The sequence below is a fragment of the Stenotrophomonas sp. 86156_Sma genome (genome assembly GCF_056481625.1).
Map to the genome: position 1 here is coordinate 4,768,329 of NZ_CM151157.1, position 26,240 is coordinate 4,794,568.

19 protein-coding genes, 1 tRNA gene and 1 pseudogene are annotated in these 26,240 nt (G+C 67.1%); 10 read left to right on the forward strand and 11 right to left on the reverse strand.

Annotation, left to right across the window (positions count from 1 at the left end):
- Positions 1-77 precede the first annotated feature (77 nt).
- Together ACZK33_RS22090 and ACZK33_RS22095 are read left to right on the forward strand one after the other, a co-directional pair.
- The gene (locus ACZK33_RS22090) at positions 78-893 is read left to right on the forward strand and encodes an AraC family transcriptional regulator (protein ID WP_049400829.1); all 816 of its coding nucleotides are present in this window, start codon (positions 78-80) and stop codon (positions 891-893) included.
- A 105-nt stretch (positions 894-998) separates the two neighbouring features.
- A complete protein-coding gene (locus tag ACZK33_RS22095) occupies positions 999-1,670 on the forward strand; it encodes a VOC family protein (RefSeq protein WP_201117572.1) in 672 nt (223 codons plus the stop codon).
- A gap of 1 nt (position 1,671) precedes the next feature.
- Here ACZK33_RS22095 and ACZK33_RS22100 read toward each other — a convergent pair whose 3' ends face one another.
- From ACZK33_RS22100 to ACZK33_RS22110, 3 genes and pseudogenes are all read right to left on the reverse strand, one after another.
- A complete protein-coding gene (locus ACZK33_RS22100; protein ID WP_423174294.1) occupies positions 1,672-3,066 on the reverse strand; it encodes a TPM domain-containing protein in 1,395 nt (464 codons plus the stop codon).
- A gap of 14 nt (positions 3,067-3,080) precedes the next feature.
- Positions 3,081-4,919 (reverse strand): M3 family metallopeptidase, encoded by a 1,839-nt coding sequence (locus tag ACZK33_RS22105; RefSeq protein ID WP_423174293.1) that lies wholly within the window; start codon positions 4,917-4,919, stop codon positions 3,081-3,083.
- Between the two features lie 73 nt (positions 4,920-4,992).
- A pseudogene (locus ACZK33_RS22110) lies at positions 4,993-5,504 on the reverse strand (hypothetical protein).
- A gap of 82 nt (positions 5,505-5,586) precedes the next feature.
- Here ACZK33_RS22110 and ACZK33_RS22115 point away from each other — a divergent pair.
- The gene (locus ACZK33_RS22115) at positions 5,587-6,213 is read left to right on the forward strand and encodes a YiiX/YebB-like N1pC/P60 family cysteine hydrolase (RefSeq protein WP_423174292.1); all 627 of its coding nucleotides are present in this window, start codon (positions 5,587-5,589) and stop codon (positions 6,211-6,213) included.
- 54 nt (positions 6,214-6,267) lie between these two features.
- Here ACZK33_RS22115 and ACZK33_RS22120 read toward each other — a convergent pair whose 3' ends face one another.
- The 3 genes from ACZK33_RS22120 to ubiA all read right to left on the reverse strand — a co-directional run bounded on the left by ACZK33_RS22120 (position 6,268) and on the right by ubiA (position 9,389).
- On the reverse strand, positions 6,268-6,426 hold the full coding sequence (locus tag ACZK33_RS22120; protein WP_162838410.1) for a hypothetical protein: 159 nt from the start codon (positions 6,424-6,426) through the stop codon (positions 6,268-6,270).
- A 272-nt stretch (positions 6,427-6,698) separates the two neighbouring features.
- A complete protein-coding gene (locus tag ACZK33_RS22125; protein WP_176510700.1) occupies positions 6,699-8,123 on the reverse strand; it encodes a short-chain fatty acid transporter in 1,425 nt (474 codons plus the stop codon).
- Positions 8,124-8,495: 372 nt separating this feature from the next.
- A complete protein-coding gene (ubiA, locus tag ACZK33_RS22130) occupies positions 8,496-9,389 on the reverse strand; it encodes a 4-hydroxybenzoate octaprenyltransferase (protein ID WP_329914486.1) in 894 nt (297 codons plus the stop codon).
- A 149-nt stretch (positions 9,390-9,538) separates the two neighbouring features.
- On the opposite strand from ubiA, the gene ACZK33_RS22135 reads away from it, so the two are divergent.
- Positions 9,539-9,615: transfer RNA gene (locus ACZK33_RS22135), tRNA-Arg, on the forward strand.
- A 51-nt stretch (positions 9,616-9,666) separates the two neighbouring features.
- Here ACZK33_RS22135 and ACZK33_RS22140 read toward each other — a convergent pair.
- The 5 genes from ACZK33_RS22140 to ACZK33_RS22160 form a co-directional block, all read right to left on the reverse strand.
- Complete coding sequence (locus tag ACZK33_RS22140) at positions 9,667-10,128, reverse strand: adhesin (protein WP_423174291.1); 462 nt, start codon at positions 10,126-10,128, stop codon at positions 9,667-9,669.
- A complete protein-coding gene (locus ACZK33_RS22145) occupies positions 10,125-10,544 on the reverse strand; it encodes a hypothetical protein (protein WP_423174290.1) in 420 nt (139 codons plus the stop codon). The genes ACZK33_RS22140 and ACZK33_RS22145 overlap by 4 nt, the downstream gene beginning before the upstream one ends.
- Positions 10,545-10,700: 156 nt before the next feature.
- Positions 10,701-12,056: a Gfo/Idh/MocA family protein gene (locus ACZK33_RS22150; protein WP_423174289.1), complete on the reverse strand. Its 1,356-nt coding sequence runs from the start codon at positions 12,054-12,056 to the stop codon at positions 10,701-10,703.
- Positions 12,057-12,121: 65 nt separating this feature from the next.
- A complete protein-coding gene (locus tag ACZK33_RS22155; RefSeq protein WP_423174288.1) occupies positions 12,122-15,097 on the reverse strand; it encodes a TonB-dependent receptor domain-containing protein in 2,976 nt (991 codons plus the stop codon).
- A 133-nt stretch (positions 15,098-15,230) separates the two neighbouring features.
- Complete coding sequence (locus ACZK33_RS22160; protein WP_423174287.1) at positions 15,231-18,590, reverse strand: TIM-barrel domain-containing protein; 3,360 nt, start codon at positions 18,588-18,590, stop codon at positions 15,231-15,233.
- A gap of 322 nt (positions 18,591-18,912) precedes the next feature.
- On the opposite strand from ACZK33_RS22160, the gene ACZK33_RS22165 reads away from it, so the two are divergent.
- The 6 genes from ACZK33_RS22165 (at position 18,913) to ACZK33_RS22190 (ending at position 26,214) form a co-directional block, all read left to right on the forward strand.
- Positions 18,913-20,067: an SIS domain-containing protein gene (locus tag ACZK33_RS22165; protein WP_329893935.1), complete on the forward strand. Its 1,155-nt coding sequence runs from the start codon at positions 18,913-18,915 to the stop codon at positions 20,065-20,067.
- Positions 20,060-20,998: an ROK family protein gene (locus ACZK33_RS22170; protein WP_132810971.1), complete on the forward strand. Its 939-nt coding sequence runs from the start codon at positions 20,060-20,062 to the stop codon at positions 20,996-20,998. The genes ACZK33_RS22165 and ACZK33_RS22170 overlap by 8 nt, the downstream gene beginning before the upstream one ends.
- A gap of 16 nt (positions 20,999-21,014) precedes the next feature.
- Positions 21,015-22,349 (forward strand): D-tagatose-bisphosphate aldolase, class II, non-catalytic subunit, encoded by a 1,335-nt coding sequence (locus ACZK33_RS22175; protein WP_423174286.1) that lies wholly within the window; start codon positions 21,015-21,017, stop codon positions 22,347-22,349.
- Between the two features lie 33 nt (positions 22,350-22,382).
- Positions 22,383-23,159 (forward strand): DeoR family transcriptional regulator, encoded by a 777-nt coding sequence (locus tag ACZK33_RS22180; protein ID WP_012512390.1) that lies wholly within the window; start codon positions 22,383-22,385, stop codon positions 23,157-23,159.
- Positions 23,156-24,283, forward strand: coding sequence for an N-acetylglucosamine-6-phosphate deacetylase (gene nagA, locus ACZK33_RS22185; RefSeq protein ID WP_423174285.1), 1,128 nt, complete (start codon positions 23,156-23,158; stop codon positions 24,281-24,283). The genes ACZK33_RS22180 and nagA overlap by 4 nt, the downstream gene beginning before the upstream one ends.
- Before the next feature lie 152 nt (positions 24,284-24,435).
- Positions 24,436-26,214, forward strand: coding sequence for an MFS transporter (locus ACZK33_RS22190; protein WP_423174284.1), 1,779 nt, complete (start codon positions 24,436-24,438; stop codon positions 26,212-26,214).
- Positions 26,215-26,240: the final 26 nt, after the last annotated feature.

Consider the following 26,240-nt stretch of genomic DNA (forward strand, 5'->3'; position numbering starts at 1 on the left):
CTTGAGCGCAAGAACTGCTAAACGCGCTGCCTGCCGATCCGCTACTGTGCCCGGCATCGGAATCGGGGAACGGCTGGATGAGCGCGGCAGGCAAGGCGTTGTGGTACATCGAAACCCATGCGGACCAGCCGTTGGCACTGGCCGATATTGCCGCCGCAGCGGGGCTGTCGCCGTTCCATCTGTCACGCCTGTTCCAGGCCCGTACCGGCACCTCGGTGGTGCGTTATCTGCGGGGACGGCGCCTGACCGCTGCCGCGCAGCGGCTGGCCAACGGGGCGGGCGACATCCTGCAGGTGGCACTGGGCGCGGGCTACACCACCCATGCCGCGTTCACCCGCGCCTTCAGCGAGCAGTTCGGGCAGACCCCGGAGCGGGTACGCGAACAAGGCACCGATGGGCTGGCGCTGGTGCAGGCGATCCGCGTGGACGATGCGCCGACTGCCTGCGGTGAAGCGCCGCGCCTGCTCGATACCCCTGCCTTCCAGGTCGCGGGTATCGGCATGCGGCATACCCGCGACAGCGGCGGTGCGATACCCGGACAGTGGGCGCAGCTCAACCGGGAATGGCCGACGCCGGCACCGATCAGCTTCGGCGTGTGCTGCAACAGTGATGACGATGGCGGCTTCGACTACATCGCCGCACTGCCGGCCAGCGCGGTGCCGAGCGTACCTGCGCACTGGCAACGCGTGGACATTCCGCCGCGTCGCTACCTGGTGGCCTGGCACGGCGGGCACATCTCGACCATCCGCTCGACCTGGTTCTGGCTGCTGGATCACTACCTGCCCGGCTCCGGGCTCAGCCTGGCCGACGCCCCCGATCTGGAACGCTACGACATGCGTTTCGATGAGCACAGCGGCAACGGCGGCGTGGAAATCTGGCTGCCGGTGGAGTGATCTTCGAGCGCGGCACCCACCGTAACGAATCGTTGCGCCCGCGGTGACACCCACGCAATCCCGCCAGGTCTACACTCGGTGCATGCGCTCCACGGAGGATCGATCATGCGCCTGCTTCACCTCACCCTGCCGGTGTCCGACGTCACCACCGTCGCTGCATATTTCCACGATGTGCTGCAGCAGCGCGTGGTCGGCAATCACGTGCACATCGGCTGGAGCACGATCGAGCTGAAGCCGGCGGGTGATCATCCGGTCGGTGGCGTGCACCTGGCCTTCAACGTACCGGACAACCGCTTCAGCGAGGCGATGACCTGGTTGCGTGAGCGCACGCCGCTGCAACGCAATCCGGCGGGACTGGACTACTTCGCGCTGGAGAGCGGCTGGCAGTCGCAGTCGGTGTACTTCACTGGCCCTGACGGCCTGATCCTGGAACTGATCGGCCGCCGCCGTTTGCCGGCCAGCGCGCGCGAAGGTGCGTTCCACGGCAGCGAACTGACCTGCCTGAGCGAAGTCGGCCTGCCCAGCCACGATGTCGACGCTGTGCGCGAACAGTCCAGCCTGCGGTTCGGCCTGCAACCGATCAGCCCGCCTTCGCCGCAGTTCGCGCCGATGGGCGACGACGAGGGCCTGCTGATCGTGGTCGCTGCGGATCGACGCTGGTTCCCCGAGCAGAAGGACCTGCCGAACGCGCGCGGCTTGCAGCTGCAGGTCGGCGACGTGGCCGGCCCGGGTGTTGTGGAGGACGCCTCGCTCGGCTGGCGGGTGCAGGCGACCTGAACTACCAGCTGCCGGACGCGCCGCCTCCGCCGCTGCGGCCGCCGCCTCCAGACCAGCTGCTGGAACTGCTCGACGACGAACTCGACGAGGACGGCGAACGGGACGACGTGCGTTCGCGGGATGATGAAGCCCGGCCGCGTGCGCGCTCGCCCGGCAGCATGGTGAACAACCATACGAAGTACAGCAGTACGCCGCACACCCCGGACACGATCATCGCCAGCAATCGTGGATCGTCACCTTCGGCTCGATGGATGGCCAGCAACGCGCCCACACCGTAGCCCAGGGTGAGCAGCACCAGCACCGTCATGCGCACGATGAAGCTGCTGCGGTTCTTCTTCCAGCGTGTGCGGCAGGCCTGCACCAGCAGGAACACCATCAGGGCAACAACGCCCGCAGCGACCTGCAGCAGCAGGTGCCGGGCCAGGCTCGGTGGCAGCTGGCCACGCAGCAGCGCCTGCACAAGGAAGAGCACGCTGAGCATCAGCATCCCGCACAGCACGATGCGCACACCTCGGCTGCGGCGCCAGCACCAGCCCAGCAGGGCCGCCACCGGCACACCCAGCGCCAGCACGAAGCACAGGCCCGGCAGCACATGGCGTGGCAGCAGCAGCGCCACGGAGAGCACGCCCGCACCCACAACAGCGGTCACCAGCATCGGGCGTCCCCAGGCCGGCAAGGTCGGCCAGGTTGGTTTTGGTGCCGATGCATTGGCGGCCAGTGCTTTGCGCCGCCGCTCCCGACGGTTGCCGCTGAAATCGTCCTCGGTCTTCGCCGGCGGGAGGGGCGGCGGCGAGCGCCACAGCCCGGCCAGGAAACCGGCCAGCAGGATCAACGCCACCACCGAGTCTGCGGGTCGCCAGTCCGCAGGCAGCACATTGCTGGCCGACGGTTCTTCCCATGCCGGCAGGTCCTCGCCATCGATCAGCGCCACCATGATCGTCGTGCCATCGAGCACGCCCTGGTCGACATCGCCCTCACGGAAGCGCGGCACGATCGCGTTGTCGATGATGCGAGCGGCGTACGCGTCCGGTAGCGCTCCTTCCAGGCCATAGCCGGTCTGGATGCGCACGCGGCGGTCCTGCACCGCCACCAACAGCAGCACACCATCGTCGACACCGGCGCGACCCAGCTGCCACTGATCGAACACCCGCTGTGCGTAGGCCTCGATGCCCTCGCTGCCAACACTGGGCACCATCAGCACCTGCAGCTGTGCTCCTTTCCGCGCCTGCAGCTGCAGCGCCTGCGTGCGCAACGTGGCGCGGGTGTCGGCGGACAGCGCGTTGGCGGCATCCACCACCGGATCGTCCAGCGCAGGTATCGGGGTGACCGCCGTCGCTGCCATCGGCAGCAGGCACAGCAGCAACAGCAGCCACACGGTGGCGATCGCCTGCTGCATGGGGCGCGCCGGGTTCACGTACCCTGCCCTGCCTCGATCCGCGCATGCAGTGCCTGCAGCTGTGCCGCCGTCTGGTTGAACACCTGCAGATCGGCATCCACCAGGGCCGCCCAGTCAGGCGCGTGCCCCAGCAGTTGCGCCACCTGCTCGCTCGGCGCGCGGTCGAAGCCCTCGCCAAGCACGGCAAGATAGCGCTCACGGAACCCTTCGGGGTCGCGCTGGTCCTGCACGTACAGCTGCACGGCCAACAGCCCCGCATACAGGTAGTTCACCAGATAGTTCGGGTCTTCATACATCAGGCGCTTGGCGATCCAGCTGTTGCGCAGCTGCGGATAGCGCTCCGGCTGCTGGCCGAAGCGCGCCAGCACCTGGCCGGTCAGCGCATCCAGATCATCGGCGGTGCCCAAGGTGCCCGCGGCCACGCCCCGATAGATCGACTGCTCCAGCTGCGCTTCCTCGGAAGAGGTGAACAGCTGCAGCACCATGTCGTCCAGCAGCGATTTCAGGTAATAGGCTTTGGCGCGCGGATCCTCTGCCTGCTGGTACAGCTGGTCGCGGAAGCGCAGCTCGTTGTAGATCGCGAACGCCTCGGTCAGCCACTGGCTGCCATTGCGCTGCAGCGGCGACGCATGACCGCGCTGCATCCACTCGCCGTGCACGGCATGACCGGCTTCATGGGCGATCTCGACGTCGCTTTCCAGATCACCACGGCGCAGGCCAACGAACAGCATTGCCGGCACACCAGGAGCGCTCACCGGGAACGCGTCCTGGCTGCGGTCACCACGTTCGGTGGCCAGATCCATGCGCTGGTTGGCCGGATCGAGCAGCGCGCGCAGTTCGGCGACGTACGCCGGCCCCAGGTGCTGCATGGCATCGGCGGCGTTGTCACGCAGCTGCGCCAACGTCAGCACTGGTGGCGTATAGCCGGCATCGGGCACGGTGGTATCCCAGATCTGCGGCGCGTCGATGCCGGATCGCGCAGCGTGGCGCAGCAGCATGTCCTGGTAGGCACGGCGGTCCCCAGCGTGCCGTTCGATCGCCACCAGCGTTGCATCCACTGCGGCAGTATCCAGGCCCATGCGCTGGTAGCCATATGCCGGCGCCGAGCCGTCACCCTGCAGGCGTGCGGCGGCGTCATTCACCTGCACCAGCCCCAGCAGCACCGAGGCCATCGGCTCACGGCGCGAGTGCAGCCCCTGCCAGTAGCCCTTCCAGCCGGCCTCGCGCAGGGCGCGGTCGGGCTGCTGGGCCAGCAGCTGCTTGTCGCGTCCGGTGTCCCAGTGACGACCGCCGTGCTCGATCTGCGGATACTCGGCGCTGCGCAGGATCTGCCCGCGCAGGCGCGCGAAGCTGTCCAGCGCCGGATCGGCCAGTGCCTCCACGGCCTCATCCAGCGCGGCGTTGGCCGGGGTGGCAGCCTCCTTCAGCGCCCGAGTGCGCAGGAAGCCATACGGTGCTGCCCACGCCGCATCTGCGGGCGCCTCGCGCAGTGCGGCGCGACCACTGCGAGCGATGCGGCTGCACAGCCCCGCTGCCTGCTCCATCGCCTGTGCCGGGCGAAGATCGCGCGCGTTGCGGGCGGACTGCAGATGCAGGTAGCCGAGATGACGCAGGCACTGCGCCTCCAGCGCCTCGGCCTGCTGGAAGCGTTCCGCCGGTGCGAGGGTGGACGCCTGTTGCAGGGCCTCGACGCGCTTGCCCAGCGCGTCGCGCGCGGTCTGTTCGGACGCGGCGCTGGCGAAGTAGGTGCGGTCATCGGCATGCACCGACTGTGCCTGCGCGCCGCTGAAGGGGGCTATCGCCAATACGGCGGCAATGGCGGCGGTGGTGGTGCGCTTCCTGAAAGCCTGCATCGGCGTCTCCCTGCCTGGACCAGGGATCGAGCCTAGCAGCCGCCGGCCCGCCGCGCCTGTGCCGGATCAGCCATCAGATCGACTCATCCTCACGCTTGACCAGCGTCCAGCACGGCGCCTGCGCGAAGGTGTAGGTCTGCTGGTCGCTGCTGTCCGGCGTACGGATCTGCACCTGCCGCTGTCCATCGGCCAGGGGGCTGACCTGCATTTCGCGGCCCTGCCCGGCCAATGCGGCGGGATCAGGCATCACCGGCCACTCGACATCGGCCCGCGCCAGCCGGCTTTCCACCTTGCGCGGTTCCGGCTCGGCCTCGGCATCGATGTAGCTGTCCAGCAGCGGATCGGCGGTGGCTTTTTCCTGCAACGCGATCTCGTTGCCGAAATGCTTCAGGAACGTATCGAATTCCGGGTAGAGGCATTCACCGCGTGCAGCCACAGCTGTGGGCTCGGCGGGGTGGTCGCCGGCGCCGCTGCGGCAGGTGAGGCTTCGGTCGCGGTATGCGGTGCCTGCGGCGCTGGCGTGCAGGCAACCAGCACCACGGCGCAGGCGAGCATCAGCACTGCGGCAGAACGGTATCGACACATGGGCTCATCCTGAATCCGGTCCGGTCGCTCCATGCTACCGCGCACCCTACAATTCAGGCATTCCGCCTGTCCGAGAGTCCTCATGCATCGCCTCCTGCTCCTGATCGGCCTGCTGCTGCCCGCCCTGTGGCCGGCGGTGGCGAGGGCCGTCGATGTCCACGAAGGCGACCTGCTGTTCGTCACTGCCGGCCGCAGCGGTCTCAGTGCGGCCATCGACGATGCCACCGGCAAACAGGGCGCGCCCAGCTTCGATCACGTCGCGCTGGTCGCTTCCGCGCCTAAGGGCTGGGAGGTATTGCATGCAGACGAGAAAGGATCGCGCCGGCAATCGCTGGTCGAATTCCGCCAGGAAGCGCGCGCCAAGCAGCGGCAGATCGTGGTCTATCGCCTGCGCGCGCCGCAGCAGGCAGCGATCAAGGATGCGGTCGCGACCGCGCGCACGATGCTGGGCAAGCCGTACAACACGTCGTATGTGTTGAACGAGGACAGCTACTACTGCTCGGACTTCATCGAACGCGCCTTCCGTGCGCACCACGTATTCGCATTGCAGCCGATGAACTTCCGCAACCCGCAGACCGGGGAGATCGCCCAGCACTGGGTGGATCTGTACCGCGGCATGGGCATGGAGGTGCCGCAGGATCAGCCCGGCACCAATCCGAACGACATGTCGGCGGCGCCGGTGCTGCAGCGCATCGGGGTGCTGGAATAAGCGAAGCCCCGCGCAAGGCGGGGCTTCACCGGCCACTCCGCATGCGCGGCGCGGTCATTCTTCTTCGTCGTGGCCGCCCTGCTGCTGGTTCTGGTTGCGCTTCTGCTGTTCCTGCTGCTGTTGCTGCTGGTCACGGCCACGACCCTGCTGCTGATCCTGCTGGTTCTGCTGGCCCTGCTGCTTCTGGTTCGGGTTCTGGTTCTGCTGTGCCATGTCCGATCTCCAAAGCCACTCGCGGAATGCGGTGGACGTGGCCATCGTCTGCAGCGAATGGTTAATCACGCGTGGGGGGGCGGCTACATCTGTGTGTACGCGTGTGAATGAACGCGCGGAAGCCCTTGTGGCACAAGCGGCTGAAGGATTCATGCGGGATCGGCATGTGCTCATGCCATCTTCAGCCCGCACGCATTCATGGCGTTCGCGGCCGGAAACACGCGCTGAACCAGGTTGGCTTCCCGGCTCACGCAGGGAAGCCAACCCTGCATTCAGGGCATCACCGGCGGCACATACGCCAGGGTCATGCCCAGCAGCCACAGCAGGCCCAGCACCAGCGGGATGTGCACCAGCAGCTGGATGAAGGTGAAGCCCACGATGTCGCGTGCCTTCAGGCCCAGCACGCCCAGCAGCGGCAGCATCCAGAACGGGTTGATCAGGTTCGGCAGCGCTTCGGCTGCGTTGTAGACCTGCACCGCCCAGCCCAGGTGTGCCTTCAGTTCGTTGGCGGCCTGCATCACGTACGGCGCTTCGATGATCCACTTGCCACCGCCGGAGGGCACGAAGAAGCCCAGCACCGCCGAATAGACGCCCATCACCAGCGCGAAGGTATCGGTGCTGGCCACGTGCACGAACAGGCTCGACAGCCGGTGCGCCAGTGTCTGCCCGTCGCCGCCAGCAGCATGGGTGAGGATCATCGCGATGCCACCGTACAGCGGGAACTGGATCAACACGCCGGTGGTGCTCGGTACCGCCTTGGCCACCGCATTGAGGAAGCTGCGCGGGCGCCAGTGCAGCAGCAGGCCCAGCGAAATGAACATGAAGTTGTAGGTATTGAGGTTGGCGATGGCGGTGACCACCGGCTTGTTGGCGAACTCGTTGAACAGCCAACCGAACGCCAGCAACGAGAGCAGCACAGTCAGCAGCGGGCTGTACTCCAGCCATTCGCCCGGGCGCGTGCGTCGCTGCAGCGGCTCCGGCTCGGCCTGCGCGGCGCCCGGGAAATCCTCAGCGGTACGCGCACTGCCGGCAGCCGGTGCGGTCAGCCAGGCGATCAGCAGCGAAACCAGGATCAGCACCGAGGTCAGCGCGATCGACTGCCACAGGAAGATGGTTTCGGTGAACGGCAGAACGCCGGTGATCTCGACCAGCCCCGGCGGCATGCTGGCCGGGTTGGCCTGCAGCTGCGCGGCCGAGGAACTCAGCCCCATCGCCCACACCGCACCCAGACCGAGATACGCCGAGGCACCTGCCGCGCGGTAGTCCATGCGCAGTTCGGTACGGCGCGCCAACGCGCGCACCAGCAGGCCGCCGAACACCAGCGAGAAGCCCCAGCTGAGCAGCGAGGCCAGCATGCTGACCAGGCCCACGTACACCACCGCACCACGGCCGGTGCGTGGTACCCGGGCGAGGAAATCGATGAAGCGTGCGACCACCGGTGCAGTGGCCACGGCATAGCCACCGATGACCACGAAGGCCATCTGCATGGTGAAGGGAATCAGGCTCCAGAAGCCATCACCGAAGGCGCTGGCGGTGGCCTGTGGGGTCGAGCCGAAGCCCATCGCCGCCAGCGCGACGATGACCACGCCCAGCACCGCAAACACGTACGCATCGGGGAACCACTTTTCCGCCCAGGCGGCCGAGCGCAGCGCAGCGCGCGCCATCCAGCCGTCCTGTACTGCTGCCGTCGAGGCCATCGCCTACCCTCCCAGGTTCGATGGATCGATTCTGGGCGGTGGGGTGCGGGCTGTCTGCCACCTATTGGTCGTAGGTGGCGGAATGGTAGTGCCGGCCGCTGGCCGGCAACTTCGGGATCGCGCACGGGTGCAGCCGGCCAGCGGCCGGCTCTACCAGATCCAAGCGTCATCGCAGGTGGTGGAAGGCGGTAGTGCCGGCCGCTGGCCGGCAACCTCGGGATCGCGCACGGGTGCAGCCGGCCAGCGGCCGGCTCTACCAGATCCAAGCATCATCGCAGGTGGTGGAAGGCGGTAGTGCCGGCCGCTGGCCGGCAACCTCGGGATCGCGCACGGGTGCAGCCGGCCAGCGGCCGACTCTACCTCACCTTGGGCTCAACGCAGCGCCAGGTCCACGGCAATGCCGGCGAACAGCGCGGCACCCACCCAGTTGTTGTGCAGGAACGCCTTGAAGCACGGGCCGCGCTCGCGGTTTCGGCAGATCCAGAACTCGTACACCACCAGAACGGTGGCCACCGCCACGCCGGCCAGGTAGTACCCACCCAGCCCGCCGCGTACGCCTACCAGCGCCATGGTGGCCAGGAACAGCGCGTACAGCACGCCCTGGATGACCAGGTCGAGGTCACCGAACAGGATCGCAGTGGAGTGCGAGCCCATCTTCAGGTCGTCCTCGCGGTCGACCATGGCGTACCAGGTGTCGTAGGCGGTGGACCACAGGATGTTGCCGGCATACAGCAGCCAGCCCAGCAGCGGCACCTCGCCCTGCACGGCGGCGAACGCCATCGGGATGCCCCAGCCGAACGACATGCCCAGGTAGACCTGCGGCAGATGGGTATAGCGCTTCAGGTACGGGTAGCTGGCGGCCAGGAACACGCCGATGAAGCTCAGGCCGATGGTCAGCCCGTTCAGGGTCAGCACCAGGCCGAAGGCCACCAGCATCAGCACCGCGAACAGTGCCAGCGCGGCACGGCCGCTGATTGCGCCCGTGGCCAGCGGACGGGCCTTGGTGCGCTCCACATGCGGGTCGAGCCAGCGGTCGGCGTAGTCGTTGATGACGCAACCGGCCGAACGGGTCAGCCACACGCCGGCAGTGAACACGAACAGCGTCCATAGCGGCGGCAGGCCGCCCGCAGCCAGCCACAACGCCCACCAGGTGGGCCACAGCAGCAGCAGCGTGCCGATCGGGCGATCAGCGCGCATCAGACTCCAGTAATGCCGCCAGCGCGGCGTCGCCGGCGACTGCGGCGAAATGAGGGGGGTATCAGCCATGACGATAGGATACTCCTGCCCCTCTGGCAGGGCTTTGCCCATGGGGGGAGATTTGTTCGGCGAAACTGGATAGAATGCCGGTCCCGCACCGCTTCATGGCGCTGCGTTGCCCGCTCCGGCACTGGTCGGTGGCGCGGCGGTTCTACAACGCGCCCGTAGCTCAGCCGGATAGAGTAGTGGCTTCCGAAGCCATTGGTCGGGGGTTCGAATCCCTCCGGGCGCGCCATCTTCCCCTGCTCGTACCCGTCACTCCGGGCCTCTCGCTTGCGCTTCTACGTCAACGCGGCTCAGGAGCGAACGGCATCGAGCGATGTGCGCAACCTTGAAGATCGCGCACGACGATGGAAAGCTCCTGCCCTTTCTGCACCGCACCGGGCAGGAAGGCGCCCTTGCCGTCGTACAGGAAGGTTTCAATCTCACCACGTGCAATCACCAGGTCCGCAGCCGGCGGCTTGAGCTCTTCCAGAACAACACTGAAGGGACGCCAGGCAAGACCGTGTTCGTCGCGGATATCGGTCGATACCGCGTGTGCATGCGCCTGCCGATCCACGCTGGCCAGTGGCAGTCGTAGTGCCTGCGATCCCTCCGTACTGATCTGGAACCTGCCAAGGACCACGGCATCCACAGTTTCACTGCCGATGTAGGTGATCGTGGCCTCGGGGCACTGCACGGCATCGGCTGGGTGCGATGCACACGCGGCCAGGCTTGCGGTCAGGAGGGCAATGATCGGCCGGATCATGGGCTGGCACCTGGCACGTCGCTACCCTGCCCAGCGTTTGCAGCAGCGCGCGTAGTGGAAGCACCCGGCCTGCGCGCGTAGCTGTAATCCGGATCGGGGCAGGCGCGCATGATCGGACTTCGTGCGTGCCTGATTACGCCGGGGAACCAGCACAACGCCAGCACCACGGCCCAGATCACAGCCAACCAGAACCATCGGCCCAAGGCACAGGCCCAGATCATGGGCAATGCAGCCAGCAGCACGATGATCTGCGTATACAGCAGGTGGAACGTGTGCAGGCCCAAGCGGGGATCCGAGCGCAGCACCACGCCACATTCCCTGCATGCCGTCTTCGCCTGCCGTCTCGATGCGGAAAGCAGCGGAAACCGCTGCCCGGCAGCGCCGCACAGTGGACAGGTGAAGGTCAGCAGGCGCATCAGGCAGCTCCTCTCTGTCGATTGACATCAACTGTCCGGCACGAAGCCGAGCCTAGCATGGGCGTGGCAGGGGGGCGCCACAAACAGCAACACCGGGCGATGCCCGGCGTTGTGTTCAAAACCAGTCGAGCATGGCTCGACTCTACACAGAGCAGATCAGTACTTGCCGTCAAACGCGAAGATCGGCTTACGCTGCTTCCACGCACCAGCGGTGAAGTCCGGGAACTCCAGCGTCTGGAAGCTGTTGGCGATCGACTGCTCGCTGAGCGGCGTGATTGCACTCCAGGTCACGGCGTCATAGATATCGATCGGCATCGGTGCCTTGGCCTTCAGCGCCTCGACAAACGCATGGATGACGAACCAGTCCATGCCACCATGACCAGCGCTGGCAGCGGTCTCGGCATTCTGCTTCCACAGCGGGTGCTCATACTCGTCCTGGTACTTCTTGAACTCTTCCCACTGGTGCGGCGGGCTGCGGCCTTCGATGTGGATCGAATGGTTCACATCCATCCACAGGCCCTTGGTGCCCTGCACGCGGAAGCCCATCGAGTACGGGCGCGGCAGCGAGGTGTCGTGCTGCAGCAGGATGGTTTCGCCGTTCTCGCAGGCCAGCGTGGTGGTCACGATGTCGCCGAGCTTGAACTTCACCTTGGTGCTGGGATGCGTGGTGCCGCCACTCTTGGCCACGGTGTATTCGTGCAGGCCGCGCGCCTTGGTCGCGAAGGCGTTGATGTGGGTGAAACGGTTGCCACGGTTGATGCCGGTGTACATCGCGCACGGGCCGATGCCGTGGCTGGGGTAGAGCTCACCATTGCGCTCCACCGAGTGTTCGGTGCGCCAGCGCGCTTCGCTCCAGCCCTTGGGGCCGAATTCCACGCCGCTGTCATACGGCTGGTTCGGGTCGCCGGAATTGAACTTCACGCCGCGCAGGTCGTGCTGGTAGCCGGCCTGCAGGTGCACCAGTTCGCCGAACAGGCCCTGGCGCACCATCTGCAATGCGGCCATCACGTCGCGGCGATAGCAGACGTTCTCCAGCAGCATGTACGGGGTGCCGGTGCTCAGCTGGGTCTTCAACACGTCCCAGTGGTCCTGCAGGGTGATGCCGGCCACCACTTCGCAGCCCACGGCCACGCCGGCCTGCATCGCGGCAATCGCCATCGGCGCGTGGTACTCCCACGGTGTGGCGATGATCACGCCATCAATGCCCTTCTGTTCCAGCAGGCGCTTCCAGGCATGGGTGTCGCGGTCCTGGCCGTAGGTCTTCGGGGCCGGTTTGCCGGCCTTGCTGATCATCTCCACGGCGCGGCCGAGCATGATCGGCTCGATATCGCAGACGGCGACCACCTCGACGTCGTCGCGGCGCACCAGTTCCTTCAGCAGCACCAGGCCACGCATGCCGGTACCGATCATGGCCAGGCGCACCTTGCGCCCGCGTGCCCAGGCCGGGGTCTGCGGCAGCAGGCTGCTGGCGGCAACAGCGGCACTGGCCGCGATGAATTCCCTACGCTTCATGGCAAACATCTCTCCTCTTGGCAGCGTGCCGACCGAAGCCGGCACGCCAGGTCACGCAAACGGAATTACTTGAACCGGTAGCCGATGGTCACACTGTAACCACGACCGAAGATCGTTGCGTAGTCACTGGAGTCACCCAGGAAGCTGTTCGGGTCGTAGAACGGCAGGCGGTTGAACAGGTTCTTGACCGTGAAGCTCAGATTCCACGCATCATCCGGGCGCCAGGTGACGCTCATGTTGGCGGTCCACCACGACGGTGCACCATCACACTTGCTCTTCTGCAGGGCCAGGTAGCCGCCGGTGCAGGTTTCCTTGTTGTTGCTCACCTCATCAACCTGGTCGGTGGCCCACTTGGTGCCACCCACGTAGTTGACGAACATGCTGGTGGTGACCTGCTTGTAGGTCCAGTCGGCATTGAGCGTGGCACGCAGGCGCGGGTTGTTGTAATAGCCCACCACATCGCCGTAGTACCAGCCGTTGGCTTCATCCATGTAGAAACGGTTGCGGTTGGCGATGGTGGCGGCCAGGCCGATGTTCAGGTTGCCCCAGTCCCCCAGCGAGAAGCGGCTGCGCGCATCGATATCGAAGCCGTCGATCAGCGTCTTGCCACGGTTCTTGTACTGGCCCACCACGCTGGCCACGTTGCCGGCGGAATAGCCTGGCAGTGCCGACGGGCAGTTCACGCCGCTGGCCGGGTCGGCACACATCGCCGCCAGCTGCGCCAGGTTGGCACGGTCGCTGTCGGTGATCGGCGAACGCGACGAGGAGATGATGTCTTCCATGCGGCGGTAGTCCGGCGCGACGATTTCATTGTCGCGATAGATGAACCAGTAGTCGGCCGACACCGACAGCCAGGTTGCCGGCTCGTAGACGAAGCCGAGGGTGGCGATCTTCGCCTTCTCTGGCTTCAGGTCCTTGTTCGGCTGGGTCATGCGGGCCACGGTGCGGCTGCAATCCACGTTCAACAGGTTCTTGCCCAGATCGACATCACCCGGCCGCTGCGACTTCAGCAGCAGGTTGGCGATGGCATTGGTCTCGTTGCAGCGCAGCTCGTCGCGGTAGCCGCCCAGCTGCGCGAACACGCCGCCATTGCCGGATTCGGCCAGGCTCGGTGCACGGAAACCGGTCGAGTAGGTACCGCGCAGCATCAGCTGGTCGAACGCCTGGTACTTGAAGCCGATCTTCGGCGCGACGTTGGCGCTGAAGTTCGGGTACTTGTCCACGCGCACCGCCGCGTCCAGTTCCAGCTTGTCGGTGATCGGTGCCACGGTTTCGGCGAACAACGCGTAGGTGTTGCGCTTGCCGTCGAACCAGGAGCCGCCCTGCTGGGTGATCAGGCCGTTGGCCGCATCGGCGTTGCCCGGGGTGTAGAAGGTCTCACGGCTGGCATTGAAGCCGAACGCGGCGCGCATCTCACCGGCCGGCAGCTGGAACAGCGGGCCTTCGATCTTGCCGTCGAGGGTGTGCAAGCGGGTCCACGACTGGATGTCGAAGGTCGGGAACGCTTCACGGATCAACGCAGCGTTGGCTTCGCTGATCTCGCCGAACTTGTACGCCGGGTGGTCGGAGATGATCACGCGGCCGGTGGTCGGATCGACCGAGTACGGGCCGAACGCCTTCTCGAAGCCCTTGGTGTTGACGTTGATCGTCTGGTACGTGGTGGAGTGGGTACCCGCGCTGGCGAACGCGGTCTCCCAGTTCCAGTCACCCCTGCTGCCACGCGCACCGGCCAGCACGCGGTAGCTCTTGTCGGTGTTGCGCTGGCCGAAGTAGTTGGCGCCGGCATCCTGCAGCAGGTAATTCAGGCCGACCACGCCGCCCATCATCGCCTTCATTTCCGGGCTGGCGTGGTTGTACTCGTTGTTCGGGCCCAGGAACGGGTACAGGAACTGGTTGACGGTGTTGCCAGTGTTGCGCGAGAACCAGCTGGTCGGGTTGCCGGTGGTGGTGCCGTAGGTGCGCGGCGTACCGCCGTTGGCGCGCAGGTCGATGTCGGTGTAGGTCGCCTCGGCGAAGATCTCGGTGCTGTCACCGACCAGGAACGTGCCGTTGAGGTAGGCGGTGTTGCGCTCGGACTTGGCGCCGGCATCGATCTCGTTGTTCATCCAGGTTTCCCAGACACAACGCGGACCGGCCGCTTCACTGGTCAGCACGTTCTTGCAGCCCGGCGCAGCTTCCTGCACACGACGGCCGGTGACCGGATCGAAGGCGAAGTAGCTGCCCGGGTTGAACTCGCCCGGCCTGCTGCCCACGCCCAGGCGCAGGTTGTTGAGGTAGTTCGGATTGTTGACGTAGTACTGGTCGGGCCGCTTGTCGTAGAAATCGCTGAGCGGGATCGCGTCGCGGCGGTACATGTTCACCGCGCCGTAGATGTTGAAGCGGTTCTCGGCCAGGTCACCGAAGCCGGCGGTGATGCTGGCCTGGCGTTCGCCGTAGGAGTCGATGCGCGAAGAGGTGTCGTTGGTGAAGCTGACCTCGGCCCCCTGGAAGTTGCGCCTGGTGATCACGTTGATCACGCCGGCCACCGCGTCGGTGCCGTACACCGCCGAGGCGCCGTCGGTCAGCACTTCCATGCGCTCGATGGCCGCGGCCGGAATCGCATCGATGTTGACGAACTGGGTCTGGAAGCCGGCCGGTGCACCGTAGTACGACAGGCGGCGACCGTTCAGCAGCACCAGCGTGCCCTGGGCACCGAGGCCACGCAGATTGGCCTGCGAGGCACCATCGGAACCGGTGAACAGCGAACGCGCGTCCTGCTGCGCCGGGCGGGCGGCCGGCAGGTTGTCGAGCACCTGCAGCAGCGTGCGCGCACCCATGTTCTGGATGTCCTGCTTGCTGATCACCTGCACCGGCGAGGCGGTTTCCACGTCGGTGCGGCGGATGTTGGAACCGGTGACCTCGATGCGGGCCAGGTCGGTGGCCTTGTCCTTGCTCTCCTGGGCGAAGGCAGGAACGGCGACCGACAGCAGCACGCCGGCGATGGCCAGCGACAGCGGAGCGATCGAACGACAGGGGGGGCGGTGGTGGCGGGCGGGCAACATCGGGGTTCTCTCCTGGCAGGGGTGCAGCGCAATAAGTGAGCGCGTGGGCGTTCGGCGGGCAAAACGCTCCCGGGCCACGGCCACGAGGGCCGTAGTCGGAATGGGCGGGGGGAGGAGCGGTGTTACGAGGGGGTCATGGGGCGACGATGCTGGCGGAGTCGCCCTCCTGGCCGATCAGTACGGCATTGGCCCAGTTGGCGCAGACCTGGGCGGGTTGACTGCCCTGCGCACCCAGCGTGCGCAGGCTCAGGGTGGAAAGGCCTCGGATGTCCAGCTCCGGCTTGACCACGCCGGGTGCCTTCACCAGGCCGCTGTCATACAACAGGCGGTTGTCACCCCAGACCTGGAACTGCAGGCCACCGGCGGTGCGGCAGGCGTCGTCGATGCCGAGGTCGGCACGCAGCAGGTGCCAGCCGCCCTGCAGGTGCAGGTCGATGCGGCTGTTGGCGCCGACGCCCAGGCCACGGCGGAACTGCAGGCCGTTCATGCGCATGCCGGCGTCGCCACGGAAGGACTGGTCGGTGCGCACCTGGCTGGCCAGCGCGGCCGGCACCGGCAGCTCGGAGAGATAGCGCTGCCGGGCCGGTCGCTCCGGTTCCTGGTGTTCGAGGATGTGGAAGGTGGACAAGGCGATCGGGCCGACGTCGCGTGGCTGCAGTGCATCGAATGCGCGGGCGCTGCCCTGTGCGGCGGTGACCATCGGGTCGGTGCTGCTGGCGCCGTCGCCTTCGGGGTTCTGCACGCTCAGCACGCGGAAGCGCAGCAGGCGCCCGGCATGGGCCGGGAACGCGATGCGCTGCACGCCCTCCTTCAACTGCAGGCGGCCACGTGCGATCGGCTCGCCCCACTCGCCATTGCTGTCGCCCAGGTACACCTCGTAGTCGCGCACCTGGCCGTGCTTCCAGTTCTTGTCGTTGCGCGGCGCGATGTCGATGCCGTCGATCATCCTGCGCTCGCCGAAGCCGATCACCCACTCATGCGCACCGGTGCGCACGGCCTGGTTGCGCACACTGCGGAACCATGTGGCCGGATCGTCGTCGAAGGCATTTTCCAGCGCATGGCCAGGCTCTTCGGCCGGGCGGTTGACCACCAGCAGGCTGTCGGCCGGCAGTTCGCGGCCCAGCACCGGCGCAGCCGGATAGGCATCGTCGGCGGCCGCAGCGGCCACCGCGAAGTCCAGCTGCAGTTGCAGCGGCTGGCGGATGTCCTGGGTGGCGGTACGCACGTGCAGCGTGCCACGGCGCTCCTTGGCATCGAAGTACCAGCCTTCAGCCGCACCGTTGAACGCCGCCGCATCGGCCAGCGCCGGCAACGCGCGGCCACCGGCCTGCACCGCACGCGGTGCCTGGCGGCTGAGCACGCGCAGGCCATAACGACGCTGCGCCAGCTGGCCGTTGTACTGGCCCTGCACCGGATCGATCTGCACCTGCACCGGGCCACTGCCCTGCGCCGGCGCCTGCACGCGGATTACCTGCGTGCTCGACTCACCCTGCTGGTAGCGGCGCGTGTTGCCATCGTCTTCGTACAGCGTGTACTGCGACTCGCCCTGCGGGTACAGGTCGAACGTCACTTCATCGAGAGGCTTCTCGCCATCGAACAGCATCGACGGGTACATCGGCAGGATCGCACCGGCACGCACGAACACCGGCAGCGTGGCCAGGTCCACCTGGCGGTCGAGCTGGCGGCCATCGGCGGCGGCCTGCACGCGGCGGCCGTCCCAGTAGTCGATCCAGCCGCCGGCCGGCAGATGGATGTCGCGGCGCCAGCCACGGCTGGCGGCCTGGCTGCGGTACACCGGCGCCACCAGCAGGTCGCGGCCGAGCAGGAACTGGTACTTGTAGGTTTCATCCTGCGCATGCGGGTCGCGCGGGTTGTCCCACATCAGGCCACGCACCGGCGGTGCACCGGTCTGCGCAGCCTCGTGCACCAGCCCGTACATGTAGGGGGTCAGGCGCATCTTCAACTTCAGGTAATCGCGGTTGATGCTGCGGTAGGGCTCGTCGTACCACCACGGGTGCTTGCGCGCGTTCGACGACCAGCCGCTCATGCCCATCAGCACCGGGGTGAAGGCCTTCCACTGCAGGTCGCGGGTGAAGGTCTCGGCGCTGCCGCCGAAGATCGCATCGACGTCGCCGCTGGCGTAGGCCATGCCGGACAGCCCCGAACCGACCAGGGTCGGTACGTGCCAGCGGATGTAATCCCAGCTGCTGCTCTGGTCGCCGGTCCATGCCACGGCATAGCGCTGGATGCCGGCCCAGCCCATCACCGTCCACAGGAACGGGCGCGAATCGGAATTGTCGAGGATGCCGTTGAATGCCTGGCGGTTGGCGTCCATCGCGAACTGGTAGCCCTTGCCGGTCCAGGCCACGTCCAGCTTCTGCACGCGGCTGCCGGCCTTGCCCACTTCCCAGGCGATCTTGTCGACGCCGTTCTCGGTCCACAGGCCGGTGCGGAAACCATACTTGGCCAAGCCCTTCACCGTTTCCGGCAACTGCTTGTAACCGCAGCCGTAACCATCATTGGGCAGGATCCAGCCACCGGGCATGTCGTGGGCGCGGTACTGCTTGGCCACGCTGTCGATCACATCCGGGGTGGTGCCGGTCGGGCCGTCGCTCCAGCCTTCGGGCACGGTGCCGGGCTTCTTGCTGTTGTCGCCGTCGTTGTAGCAATCGGCATCGCCGTAGGACAGCGCCCAGCGCGCGACCATGTTGGGGCGGCCGGTCAGCTGGGTGTAGCGCTCGATCAGTTTCGGCAGGTCGGCGCCGACGAAGTAGTACGCATCGAAGCGGTCTTCGCGGTGCAGCAGCGTGGCCTGGTCGGCCTCGCGCAGATCGTAGCTGCCATCGCTCCAGGTATTGCGCAGCATGCCCCAGCCACGGCTGCTCAGCAGCATCGGCGCCGGGCTGGGGCGGTCGCCCTCTTCCCAGCCGCCGGAGTAGGACACTTCCAGCTCGCGGCCCTTGAACTGGTAACGGCCGTTCTGCTGGCCGCCACCGTAATAGCCTTCATTGGCCTGCGAGGACAACACCTGCACGCTCTGCGTGGCATCCAGGTCCAGCGGCTGCAGTTCCTGCCACAGCGCGGTGGGCTGACCGTTGTCCAAGCGCTCCAGGCGCAGGCGCAGCGGTTGCCGCTGCACATGCAGCACCAGCGCATCGGTGCGTACGCGGATTTCCTGCGCGTCTTCTTCCAGCTGCGCCTGCACGTTCGCCTTGGGCTGCGGCAGCACGATCGGCGCGGCCTTGTCGCCGGCGCCGGTCAGCGTGCCGTTGCGGCCGGCCTGCACGCGGATGATGTCGGTGGCCGGCAGTTCGATGCGGATGCGCGCGCCCTTGTCGGTCTGCAGATCCCAGCCCTGCACGCCGTCGCGGCTGGCGCTGGCGCTGACCGAACGCAGGTTGCCGACCGGCTCGGCCCGGGCCGGCATGGACGCCAGCATCAATGCCGGCAACAGGCCCAGCATCAGCGGCGAGCGACGAACGCAGATTTCCACGCGGACTCCCAACCCGTTCACCGGGCGTTTCGAAAGCGATTGGGCCGACTCTAGGGCAGCGATTCGAAAGATGTCAACAAATTGAAAGGAAAAAGGAAGATATATTCCATTGAAACGAAAGTTGTTGCGCCGCAATACTTTGTGTAAGCGCTTGCAGGCTCCTGTTAAGCATTGTGCGATACGGCATCTGGCCCTTCCTTTCGTTTTTCTGGGCGCCTCGTGGCGAGAAAAGTCACTTCGCCATTTTCTTTCTTTTTACTTTCGCTATTTGACATTTCGAAAGAAAACACAGATGGTGCGCTGGCCCAACTGGAACCTCCGAATGGACGTCACCCTGCTTTCCGATGTGTCCGCCTGGCAGCGCCTTGGCGGAGCCGATACCGCTACCGAAATCGCCCAGCAGCCTGCGCTGTGGGAAGCCCTCGCACAGGACCTGTCGCGTGCCCGCGACCGCCTGCAGGCCTTCCTCGGCGACAGCCTCAACGATCCCAACCAGCGCGTGCTGTTCACCGGCGCCGGCAGCTCCGGCTTCATCGCCGAAATGGTGGCCGATGCCATCAACGCGCAATGGCAGGCCGATGTGCGCGTGGTGCACACCACCAGCCTGCTGACCCACCCGGCGCTGTACCTGCAGCGCGACCGCCCGACCCTGCTGGTCTCGTTCGGCCGCAGCGGCTCCAGCCCGGAGAGCGTGGCGGCAGTCGACCGCGTGCGCAGCGACGTGGACGACGCGCGCTTCCTCGACATCACCTGCAATGCCGATGGCGAACTGGCCCGACGTGGCGCCGGCCGTGCCGATACCTGCACCCTGCTGATGCCCTCGGCCAGCTGCGACCGTGCCTTCGCCATGACCAGCAGCCTGACCTGCATGCTGCTGGCCGCGCTAACCGTGTTCGATCGTTCGCCGTGGGATGCGCGCGTGGCGCGCCTGAAGCAGATCGCCGCGCTGGCCCGCGAAGGCCAGGCGCAGTGGGATGCACCGGTGGCCGCGCTGGCACAGCGCCCGTTCAACCGCATCATCTACCTCGGCAGCGGCCCGCTGGAAGCGCTGGCACGCGAGTGTGCGCTGAAGGTGCTGGAACTGACCGCCGGCCGCGTGCTGGCGCTGGCCAACACGCCGCTGGGCTTCCGCCACGGCCCGAAGTCGACGCTGGACGGCAACACCCTGGTGGTGGTGCTGCGCAGCGTGCAGCCACTGGCGCGCCGCTACGAACAGGACCTGCTGGAAGAACTGCGCCGCGACGGCGTGGCCGGCCAGGTACTGGCGATCGGCCCGCATTCGGACATCGGTGCGGACGACGAGTACACCCTCACCGTACCGGCACTGGATGATCCGTGGCTGGCACCGGTGTGGCTGGGCTTTGCGCAGCTGTTCGCGCTGCAGCGCTCGGCCGCACTCGGCCTGACCCCGGACAATCCGTTCCCGGATGGCACCGTCAACCGCGTGGTCAAGGGCGTCACCATCCACCATGGCTGAGCTGATCGCCCACGCCTGCTACGGCATCGACATCGGCGGCACCAAGATCGAGCTGGTGGCGTGCGATGCGGCGATGCAGGTCACCTGGCGCCGCCGCGTGGCCACGCCGCAGGGCGACTACGACGGTTTCCTGCAGGCGGTGGTGACCCTGGTCGCCGAGGCCGACGCCGCGCTGGGCCGCAGTGATGCGGCGATCGGCATCGCCCTGCCCGGCGTGCGCGACCGCCGCAGCGGCCGCCAGCTCAGCGCGAACGTGCCGGCGTTGACCGGCCACAGCGTGGCCGCCGACCTGCAGGCACGCCTGCAACGTCCGCTGCATTTCGGCAACGACCTGCAGTGTTTTGCCCTGTCGGAAGCACACGGCGGTGCGGCCGACGGCTATCCCAGCATGTTCGGCGCCATCCTCGGCACCGGCGCGGGTGGTGGTTTCTGCCTGCACGGCCGCCTGCTGTCCGGCTTCAACGGGCTGGCCGGCGAATGGGGCCACTGGAGCGTGCCCGGTCATCTGCTGCAGCGCCACGGCCTGCCGCTGATCGACTGCGCCTGTGGCCTGCAGGGCTGCGTGGAGCGCTATGTGTCCGGCAGCGGCGTGGCGATGATCGAACGCCACCTCGGTGGCAGCGCCGCAGATGCCAGCGCGGTGATTGCATTGGCCGAAGCCGGCGATGCCCGCGCACGCAAGGCGCTGGACATCCATCGCGACCTGCTCGGCCACAGCCTGGCGGCGCTGGTGCTGGCGCTGGACCCGCACGTGATCGTGCTCGGCGGCGGTCTTTCGCAGTACGCGCCGCTGTACGCGCACCTGCCCGCCGCCATCGCCGCCCATCTGTTCAAGGGTGTGCAGGTGCCACCGATCGTGCCCCCACGCTTCGGCGATGCCGGTGGCGCACGTGGTGCTGCCCTGCTCGCCTGCCAACCCTCGTTTTCCTGATGTCCGGAGCCTGACCATGTCCCCGTTGCAGACCCTGCTTGCCTCCCACCGCGCCGGTGCCAACGTCGGCCTGTACAGCGTCTGCTGCAGCAACGAGCAGGTGCTGCGCGCGGCCATGCACGTGGCGCTGGCACACGGCACCGTGCTGCTGATCGAGGCCACCTCCAACCAGGTCGACCAGTTCGGCGGCTACACCGGCATGACCCCGCCGCAGTACCGCGATTACGTGGGCACGCTGGCCGATGAGGAAGGCTTCCCGCGCGAACGGCTGATCCTCGGCGGTGACCACCTCGGCCCGAATGCCTGGCAGAAGCGCCCGGCTGCCGAAGCGATGACCCACGCGCGCGTGCTGATCGAGGCCTACGTCGCCGCCGGCTTCCACAAGATCCACCTGGACTGCAGCATGTCCTGTGCCGATGACCCGGTGCCGCTACCCGATGCCATCGTCGCCGCGCGTTCGGCCGAGCTGGCCGAGATCGCCGAACGCACCGCCGCCGAACACGGCCTGCCGCCGCCGGTCTACGTGATCGGTACCGAAGTGCCGATTCCCGGTGGCGAAGCCTCGCTGGCCGAAGGCCTGCAGGTGACCACGCCGGCCGCCGCCGCGCAGACCCTGGCCATCCACCAGCAGGCGTTCGACACGCCGCAGCTGCGCGATGCGTGGCAGCGCGTGATCGCGATGGTGGTGCAACCGGGCGTGGACTTCGACCACAGCAGCGTGCACGAATACGACGCGACCGCCGCCAACACGCTGGCCGGCTTCCTCGAACAGCAGCCACGCATCGTGTTCGAAGCGCATTCCACTGACTACCAGCGCGAAAGCGGCCTGCATGCACTGGTGCGCGATCACTTCGCCATCCTCAAGGTCGGCCCGGCGGCCACCTTCGCCTACCGCGAAGCGCTGTTCGCGCTGGCCGCGATCGAGGCCGAGCTGCTGCCGGCCGCACAGTGCTCGCACCTGCCGCAGGTGCTGGACGAGGTGATGGTGGCGCAGCCGAAGTACTGGCAGTCCTATTACCAGGGCGATGAGGCGGCGCTGCGCCTGCTGCGCAGTTACTCCTTCAGCGACCGCTGCCGCTACTACTGGGGCGAGCCGGCGCTGGTGCAGGCGGTGCAGACCCTGTTCGCCAACCTGGAACAGCACGCGCCGCCGCTGGTACTGCTCAGCCAGTACCTGCCGGAGCAGTACCGCGCCGTGCGCGAGGGCAGCCTGGCCAACACCCCCACCGCCCTGGTGCAGCACCGTATCGGCCTGTGCCTGGGCGAATACGCCCGCGCCTGCAGCGCCAACCAGGCCGGCCCCCGCACGCAGAATGCGGGCTCGGCTGCCGGCGTTCCTGCGAACGGCTAATCTCTACCTTTTCCCGCGAAATCGAGAATGGCCATGCGCAACACCCGCTCCCGCCGGCAACAGATCCTGCAGCTGCTGATCGAGCATGGCTCGGTGCAGGTGGCCGATCTGGTCGAGCGCTTCGGCGTGTCGGCGGTGACCATCCGTGCCGACCTGACCCACTTCGAGTCGCAGGGCCTGGCCAACCGTACCCATGGCGGCGCCACGCTCGTTCGTACGCCGCCGCAGGAACAGGACATCCACGAGAAGGACGCGCTGAACCTGCCGCTGAAGGAATCGATCGGTGCGCGCGCTGCGCGCCTGGTGCAGCCCGGCGACAACATCATCATCGACTCCGGCTCGACCACGATGACCCTGGCCCGCCACCTGCGCGCGCATCGCGACGTGACGGTGATGACCAACGGCCTGAATATCGCCTGGGAACTGGCCAATGCCGCGGGCATCACCGTGCTGCTGACCGGTGGCCTGCTGCGCCAGCAGTCGCTGTCGCTGCAGGGCAGCCAGGCCGAGGCCAGCCTCAATTCGTACAGCTTCGACACCCTGTTCCTGGGTGTGGACGGCCTGGACCTGCAGTTCGGCCTGACCACCCACGATGAAGCCGAAGCCCGCCTCAACCACCGCATGGTCGAGCGCGCGCGCCGTATCGTGGTGCTGACCGACGCCTCCAAATTCGGCCGCGTCAGCCTGCACCGCATCGCCCTGCTGGATCAGATTCACGCCATCATCACCGATGCAGGCATCGACGATGCGACCCGCGAGGGACTGCAACGGCTGGGCATCGAAGTGATCATCGCCGAGCCCGCCGCATGACCGACACCCGCACTCTGCATGGCCGCATCCTCACCCCGCTGGGTTGGCGGCGCGGCCACGTCCACTTCGATTCGCAGGTGCGCCAGCTGCAGGTGGATGACCACAGCGGTGCTGACGACCTGCTGCTGCCGGTGATCCTGCCCGGCTTCATCGACCTGCATGTGCATGGCGCGGCCGGCGTGGACCTGATGCAGGGCGGCGATGTGGCACGCACCATCGCCCGCACCCATCTGCGCTTCGGTACCACCACGCTGCTGGCGACCACCATGACCGCCGGGCTGGACGAGATCGAGCACGCGCTGCAGGGCGTGGCCGCCACCATGGCGGCACCCGATGCAGACGCCGCCAGCATCGTCGGTGTGCATCTGGAAGGACCGTTCATCAGCCCGCAGCGTCTGGGTGCGCAGCCCAACCGCACGATCGAGGCGACGCTGGCACTGGTGCAGCAGTTGCATGCATTGGCGCCGATCCGGGTGATGACGCTGGCTCCGGAAATCGGCGAGCACACCGTGCTGATTCCTGCGCTCTCGGCAATGGGAATCCGCGTGCAGCTCGGCCACAGCGCCGGCACCTACGAAGAAGGTGTTGCTGCCCTGCAGGCTGGTGCCTCCGGCTTCACCCACCTGTTCAACGGCATGACCGGCGTCGATCACTATCGCCCGGGCATTGCAGCGGCGGCGTTGGCACATGCGCAGTACGCCGAGATCATTCCCGACCTGCAGCACATCCACCCCGGCGTGATCCGGCTGGCCGCGCGCGCGATTCCGCGCCTGTACGCGGTGACCGACGCCACTGCCGCCACCGGCATGCCCGACGGCGAGTACGCGTTGGGCGAGCAGCGCGTGCACAAGTGTGGCGGCTGCGTGCGCCTGGCGACCGGTTCGCTGGCAGGTAGTGCTCTGACCATGGACCAGGCGCTGCGCAACCTGGTGCGCGTCGGCCTGGAGCTGGCCGATGCCTCGCAACGTGTTTCCACCTTCCCGGCGGACTACCTGGGCCTGGACGATCGCGGCCGCATCGCGCCCGACGCCCGCGCAGACCTGGTGGTGCTGGACGCCGAACTGCGCCTGCAGCAGGTGGTGGTGGGCGGGCGCGTAGTTGATTTGAACGCCGCAAACGCCTGACGTGCCGCCGCTCCTTAACGCCGGAAATGCCTGACGCACCGCCTTTGTAGAGTCGAGCTTGCTCGACTGCTCTGCCGCGCCCCGCACGGTCAGTCGAGCAAGCTCGACTCTACGAAGGCAATCCGCACCGAAACGCCTCCTGGAATATGCCGATGACTGCAAGCACCGCTCCGCGCTGGCCCGTACGCTACCTGCTCTTCATCGGCGGCCTCGGTGGCCTGCTGTACGGCATCGACATCGGCATCATCGCCGGCGCCCTGCCCTACCTGGAGGCAACGGCCAGCCACGCCTGGCAGCTCAGCAGCCAGCAGCTCGGCTTCGTCGTGGCGGCAGTGCTGCTGGGCAGTGTGTTGTCCTCGCTGTTTGCCGGCATGATTGCCGACCTGATCGGCCGCCGCGGTGCGATGCTGCTGGCCGGCCTGCTGTTCACCGCCTCGATCCCGATCATGGCACTGGCCTCCGGCTACACGCCCCTGCTGCTCGGCCGGCTGCTGCAGGGCATCAGCGGCGGCCTGATCGGCGTGGTGATTCCGCTGTACCTGGCCGAAGTGCTCAGCCCCGAACGGCGCGGCCGCGGCGCGGCGATGTTCCAGCTGCTGCTGACCATCGGCCTGGTGCTGGCGGCACTGATCGGCCTGTACCACGCCCACGCCGTGGATGCCGCCGCCGAAGCCGTGCGCTCACTGCCGGTCGCGCAGCAGGCGCAGGAGCTGTTTGCGGTGAAGGACCACGCCTGGCGCACCATCTTCTGGACCTGCCTGGCGCCGGGCCTGCTGTTCTGCGCCGGCATCTTCTGGCTGTCAGAATCGCCGCGCTGGCTGGTGCGCCGCGGTCGCATCGATGATGCGCGCCGCAGCCTGCAGCGCGTACTGCCCGCTTCGGAAGTGGAGCCGACGCTCGCACAGATCCAGGCGCCGGAATCGAGCAGCAGCAGCGGCAAGCGCGACCCGCTGCTCAGTCGCCGCTACGTGGTGCCGTTCCTGCTCGCCTGCGTAGTGCTGGCCTGCACCCAGGCCACCGGCATCAACTCGGTGCTGGCCTACGCGGTGAACATTCTCAACCAGGCCGGCCTGTCCGGCTCGGTGGCCAATGGTGCCGATGTGGCGATCAAGCTGCTCAATGCGGTGATGACCGTGGTCGCGCTGCTGCTGGTCGACCGCAAGGGCCGCAAGTTCCTGCTGATGCTCGGCAGTGGCGGCATCTGCGTGGCCCTGCTGGCCGCCGCCACCCTCTTCTTCCAGGCCGAACGCGGCCGCACCGACGTGCAGCCGCAGCTGCAGGCGGCGGTCAGCGGCGACGGCCTGCAGCTGGTGCTGGATGATGCGCAGTGGCAGCGCCTGAGCAATGGCATCGACAGCCAGGGCCGACCGATGCAGCTGACCGTCTCCTACGCCTACGGCGACTTCACCAATGTGCGCGCCCTGCGCAGCGACAACCTGACCGACCGCGAGCTGCGCATCGAGCGTGCCGGCACCGTGCAGCCGGACAGCGTGATCGGCGCGTTCTTCCGCAAACTTCATCTGAACCCGTTCGCCGACCCGGCCAAGGCCGCGCAGGCACCGCTGCGTATCGAGCAGGCCCGCATCGGCCCGGTGCCGCCACCGGCACACGGCTGGGCAGTGGCCGCCTGCATCCTGGTGTTCGTCGCATTCTTCGCGGTCGGCCCCGGCGTATGCGTGTGGCTGGCGCTGTCGGAGCTGATGCCGAACCGCATCCGCTCCAATGGCATGAGCATCGCGCTGCTGATCAACCAGTTCGTGTCGACCACCATCGCCGCGATCTTCCTACCCACAGTGGGCCACTACGGCTACGCCAGCATGTTCGTGTTCTGGGCGGCGTGCACCTTCGTGTTCTTCCTGGTGGCCGCGTTCTGGCTGCCGGAAACCAAGGGCAAGTCGCTGGAAGAGATCGAAGCGCGGTTCGCCCGGTAGCGGTCGACCTGGGTCGACCTCCCCGC

Bases quoted from the DNA above. Each gene is read 5' to 3' on its own strand.
- ACZK33_RS22140 (WP_423174291.1), bottom strand. From the start codon at position 10,128: ATGATCCGGCCGATCATTGCCCTCCTGACCGCAAGCCTGGCCGCGTGT.
- ACZK33_RS22105 (WP_423174293.1), bottom strand. From the start codon at position 4,919: ATGCAGGCTTTCAGGAAGCGCACCACCACCGCCGCCATTGCCGCCGTA.
- ACZK33_RS22125 (WP_176510700.1), bottom strand. From the start codon at position 8,123: ATGGCCTCGACGGCAGCAGTACAGGACGGCTGGATGGCGCGCGCTGCG.
- ACZK33_RS22145 (WP_423174290.1), bottom strand. From the start codon at position 10,544: ATGCGCCTGCTGACCTTCACCTGTCCACTGTGCGGCGCTGCCGGGCAG.
- ACZK33_RS22190 (WP_423174284.1), top strand. From the start codon at position 24,436: ATGACTGCAAGCACCGCTCCGCGCTGGCCCGTACGCTACCTGCTCTTC.
- ACZK33_RS22120 (WP_162838410.1), bottom strand. From the start codon at position 6,426: ATGGCACAGCAGAACCAGAACCCGAACCAGAAGCAGCAGGGCCAGCAG.
- ubiA (WP_329914486.1), bottom strand. From the start codon at position 9,389: ATGGCTGATACCCCCCTCATTTCGCCGCAGTCGCCGGCGACGCCGCGC.
- ACZK33_RS22175 (WP_423174286.1), top strand. From the start codon at position 21,015: ATGTCCCCGTTGCAGACCCTGCTTGCCTCCCACCGCGCCGGTGCCAAC.
- ACZK33_RS22155 (WP_423174288.1), bottom strand. From the start codon at position 15,097: ATGTTGCCCGCCCGCCACCACCGCCCCCCCTGTCGTTCGATCGCTCCG.
- ACZK33_RS22180 (WP_012512390.1), top strand. From the start codon at position 22,383: ATGCGCAACACCCGCTCCCGCCGGCAACAGATCCTGCAGCTGCTGATC.
- nagA (WP_423174285.1), top strand. From the start codon at position 23,156: ATGACCGACACCCGCACTCTGCATGGCCGCATCCTCACCCCGCTGGGT.
- ACZK33_RS22090 (WP_049400829.1), top strand. From the start codon at position 78: ATGAGCGCGGCAGGCAAGGCGTTGTGGTACATCGAAACCCATGCGGAC.
- ACZK33_RS22150 (WP_423174289.1), bottom strand. From the start codon at position 12,056: ATGAAGCGTAGGGAATTCATCGCGGCCAGTGCCGCTGTTGCCGCCAGC.
- ACZK33_RS22095 (WP_201117572.1), top strand. From the start codon at position 999: ATGCGCCTGCTTCACCTCACCCTGCCGGTGTCCGACGTCACCACCGTC.
- ACZK33_RS22100 (WP_423174294.1), bottom strand. From the start codon at position 3,066: ATGCAGCAGGCGATCGCCACCGTGTGGCTGCTGTTGCTGCTGTGCCTG.
- ACZK33_RS22170 (WP_132810971.1), top strand. From the start codon at position 20,060: ATGGCTGAGCTGATCGCCCACGCCTGCTACGGCATCGACATCGGCGGC.
- ACZK33_RS22115 (WP_423174292.1), top strand. From the start codon at position 5,587: ATGCATCGCCTCCTGCTCCTGATCGGCCTGCTGCTGCCCGCCCTGTGG.
- ACZK33_RS22165 (WP_329893935.1), top strand. From the start codon at position 18,913: ATGGACGTCACCCTGCTTTCCGATGTGTCCGCCTGGCAGCGCCTTGGC.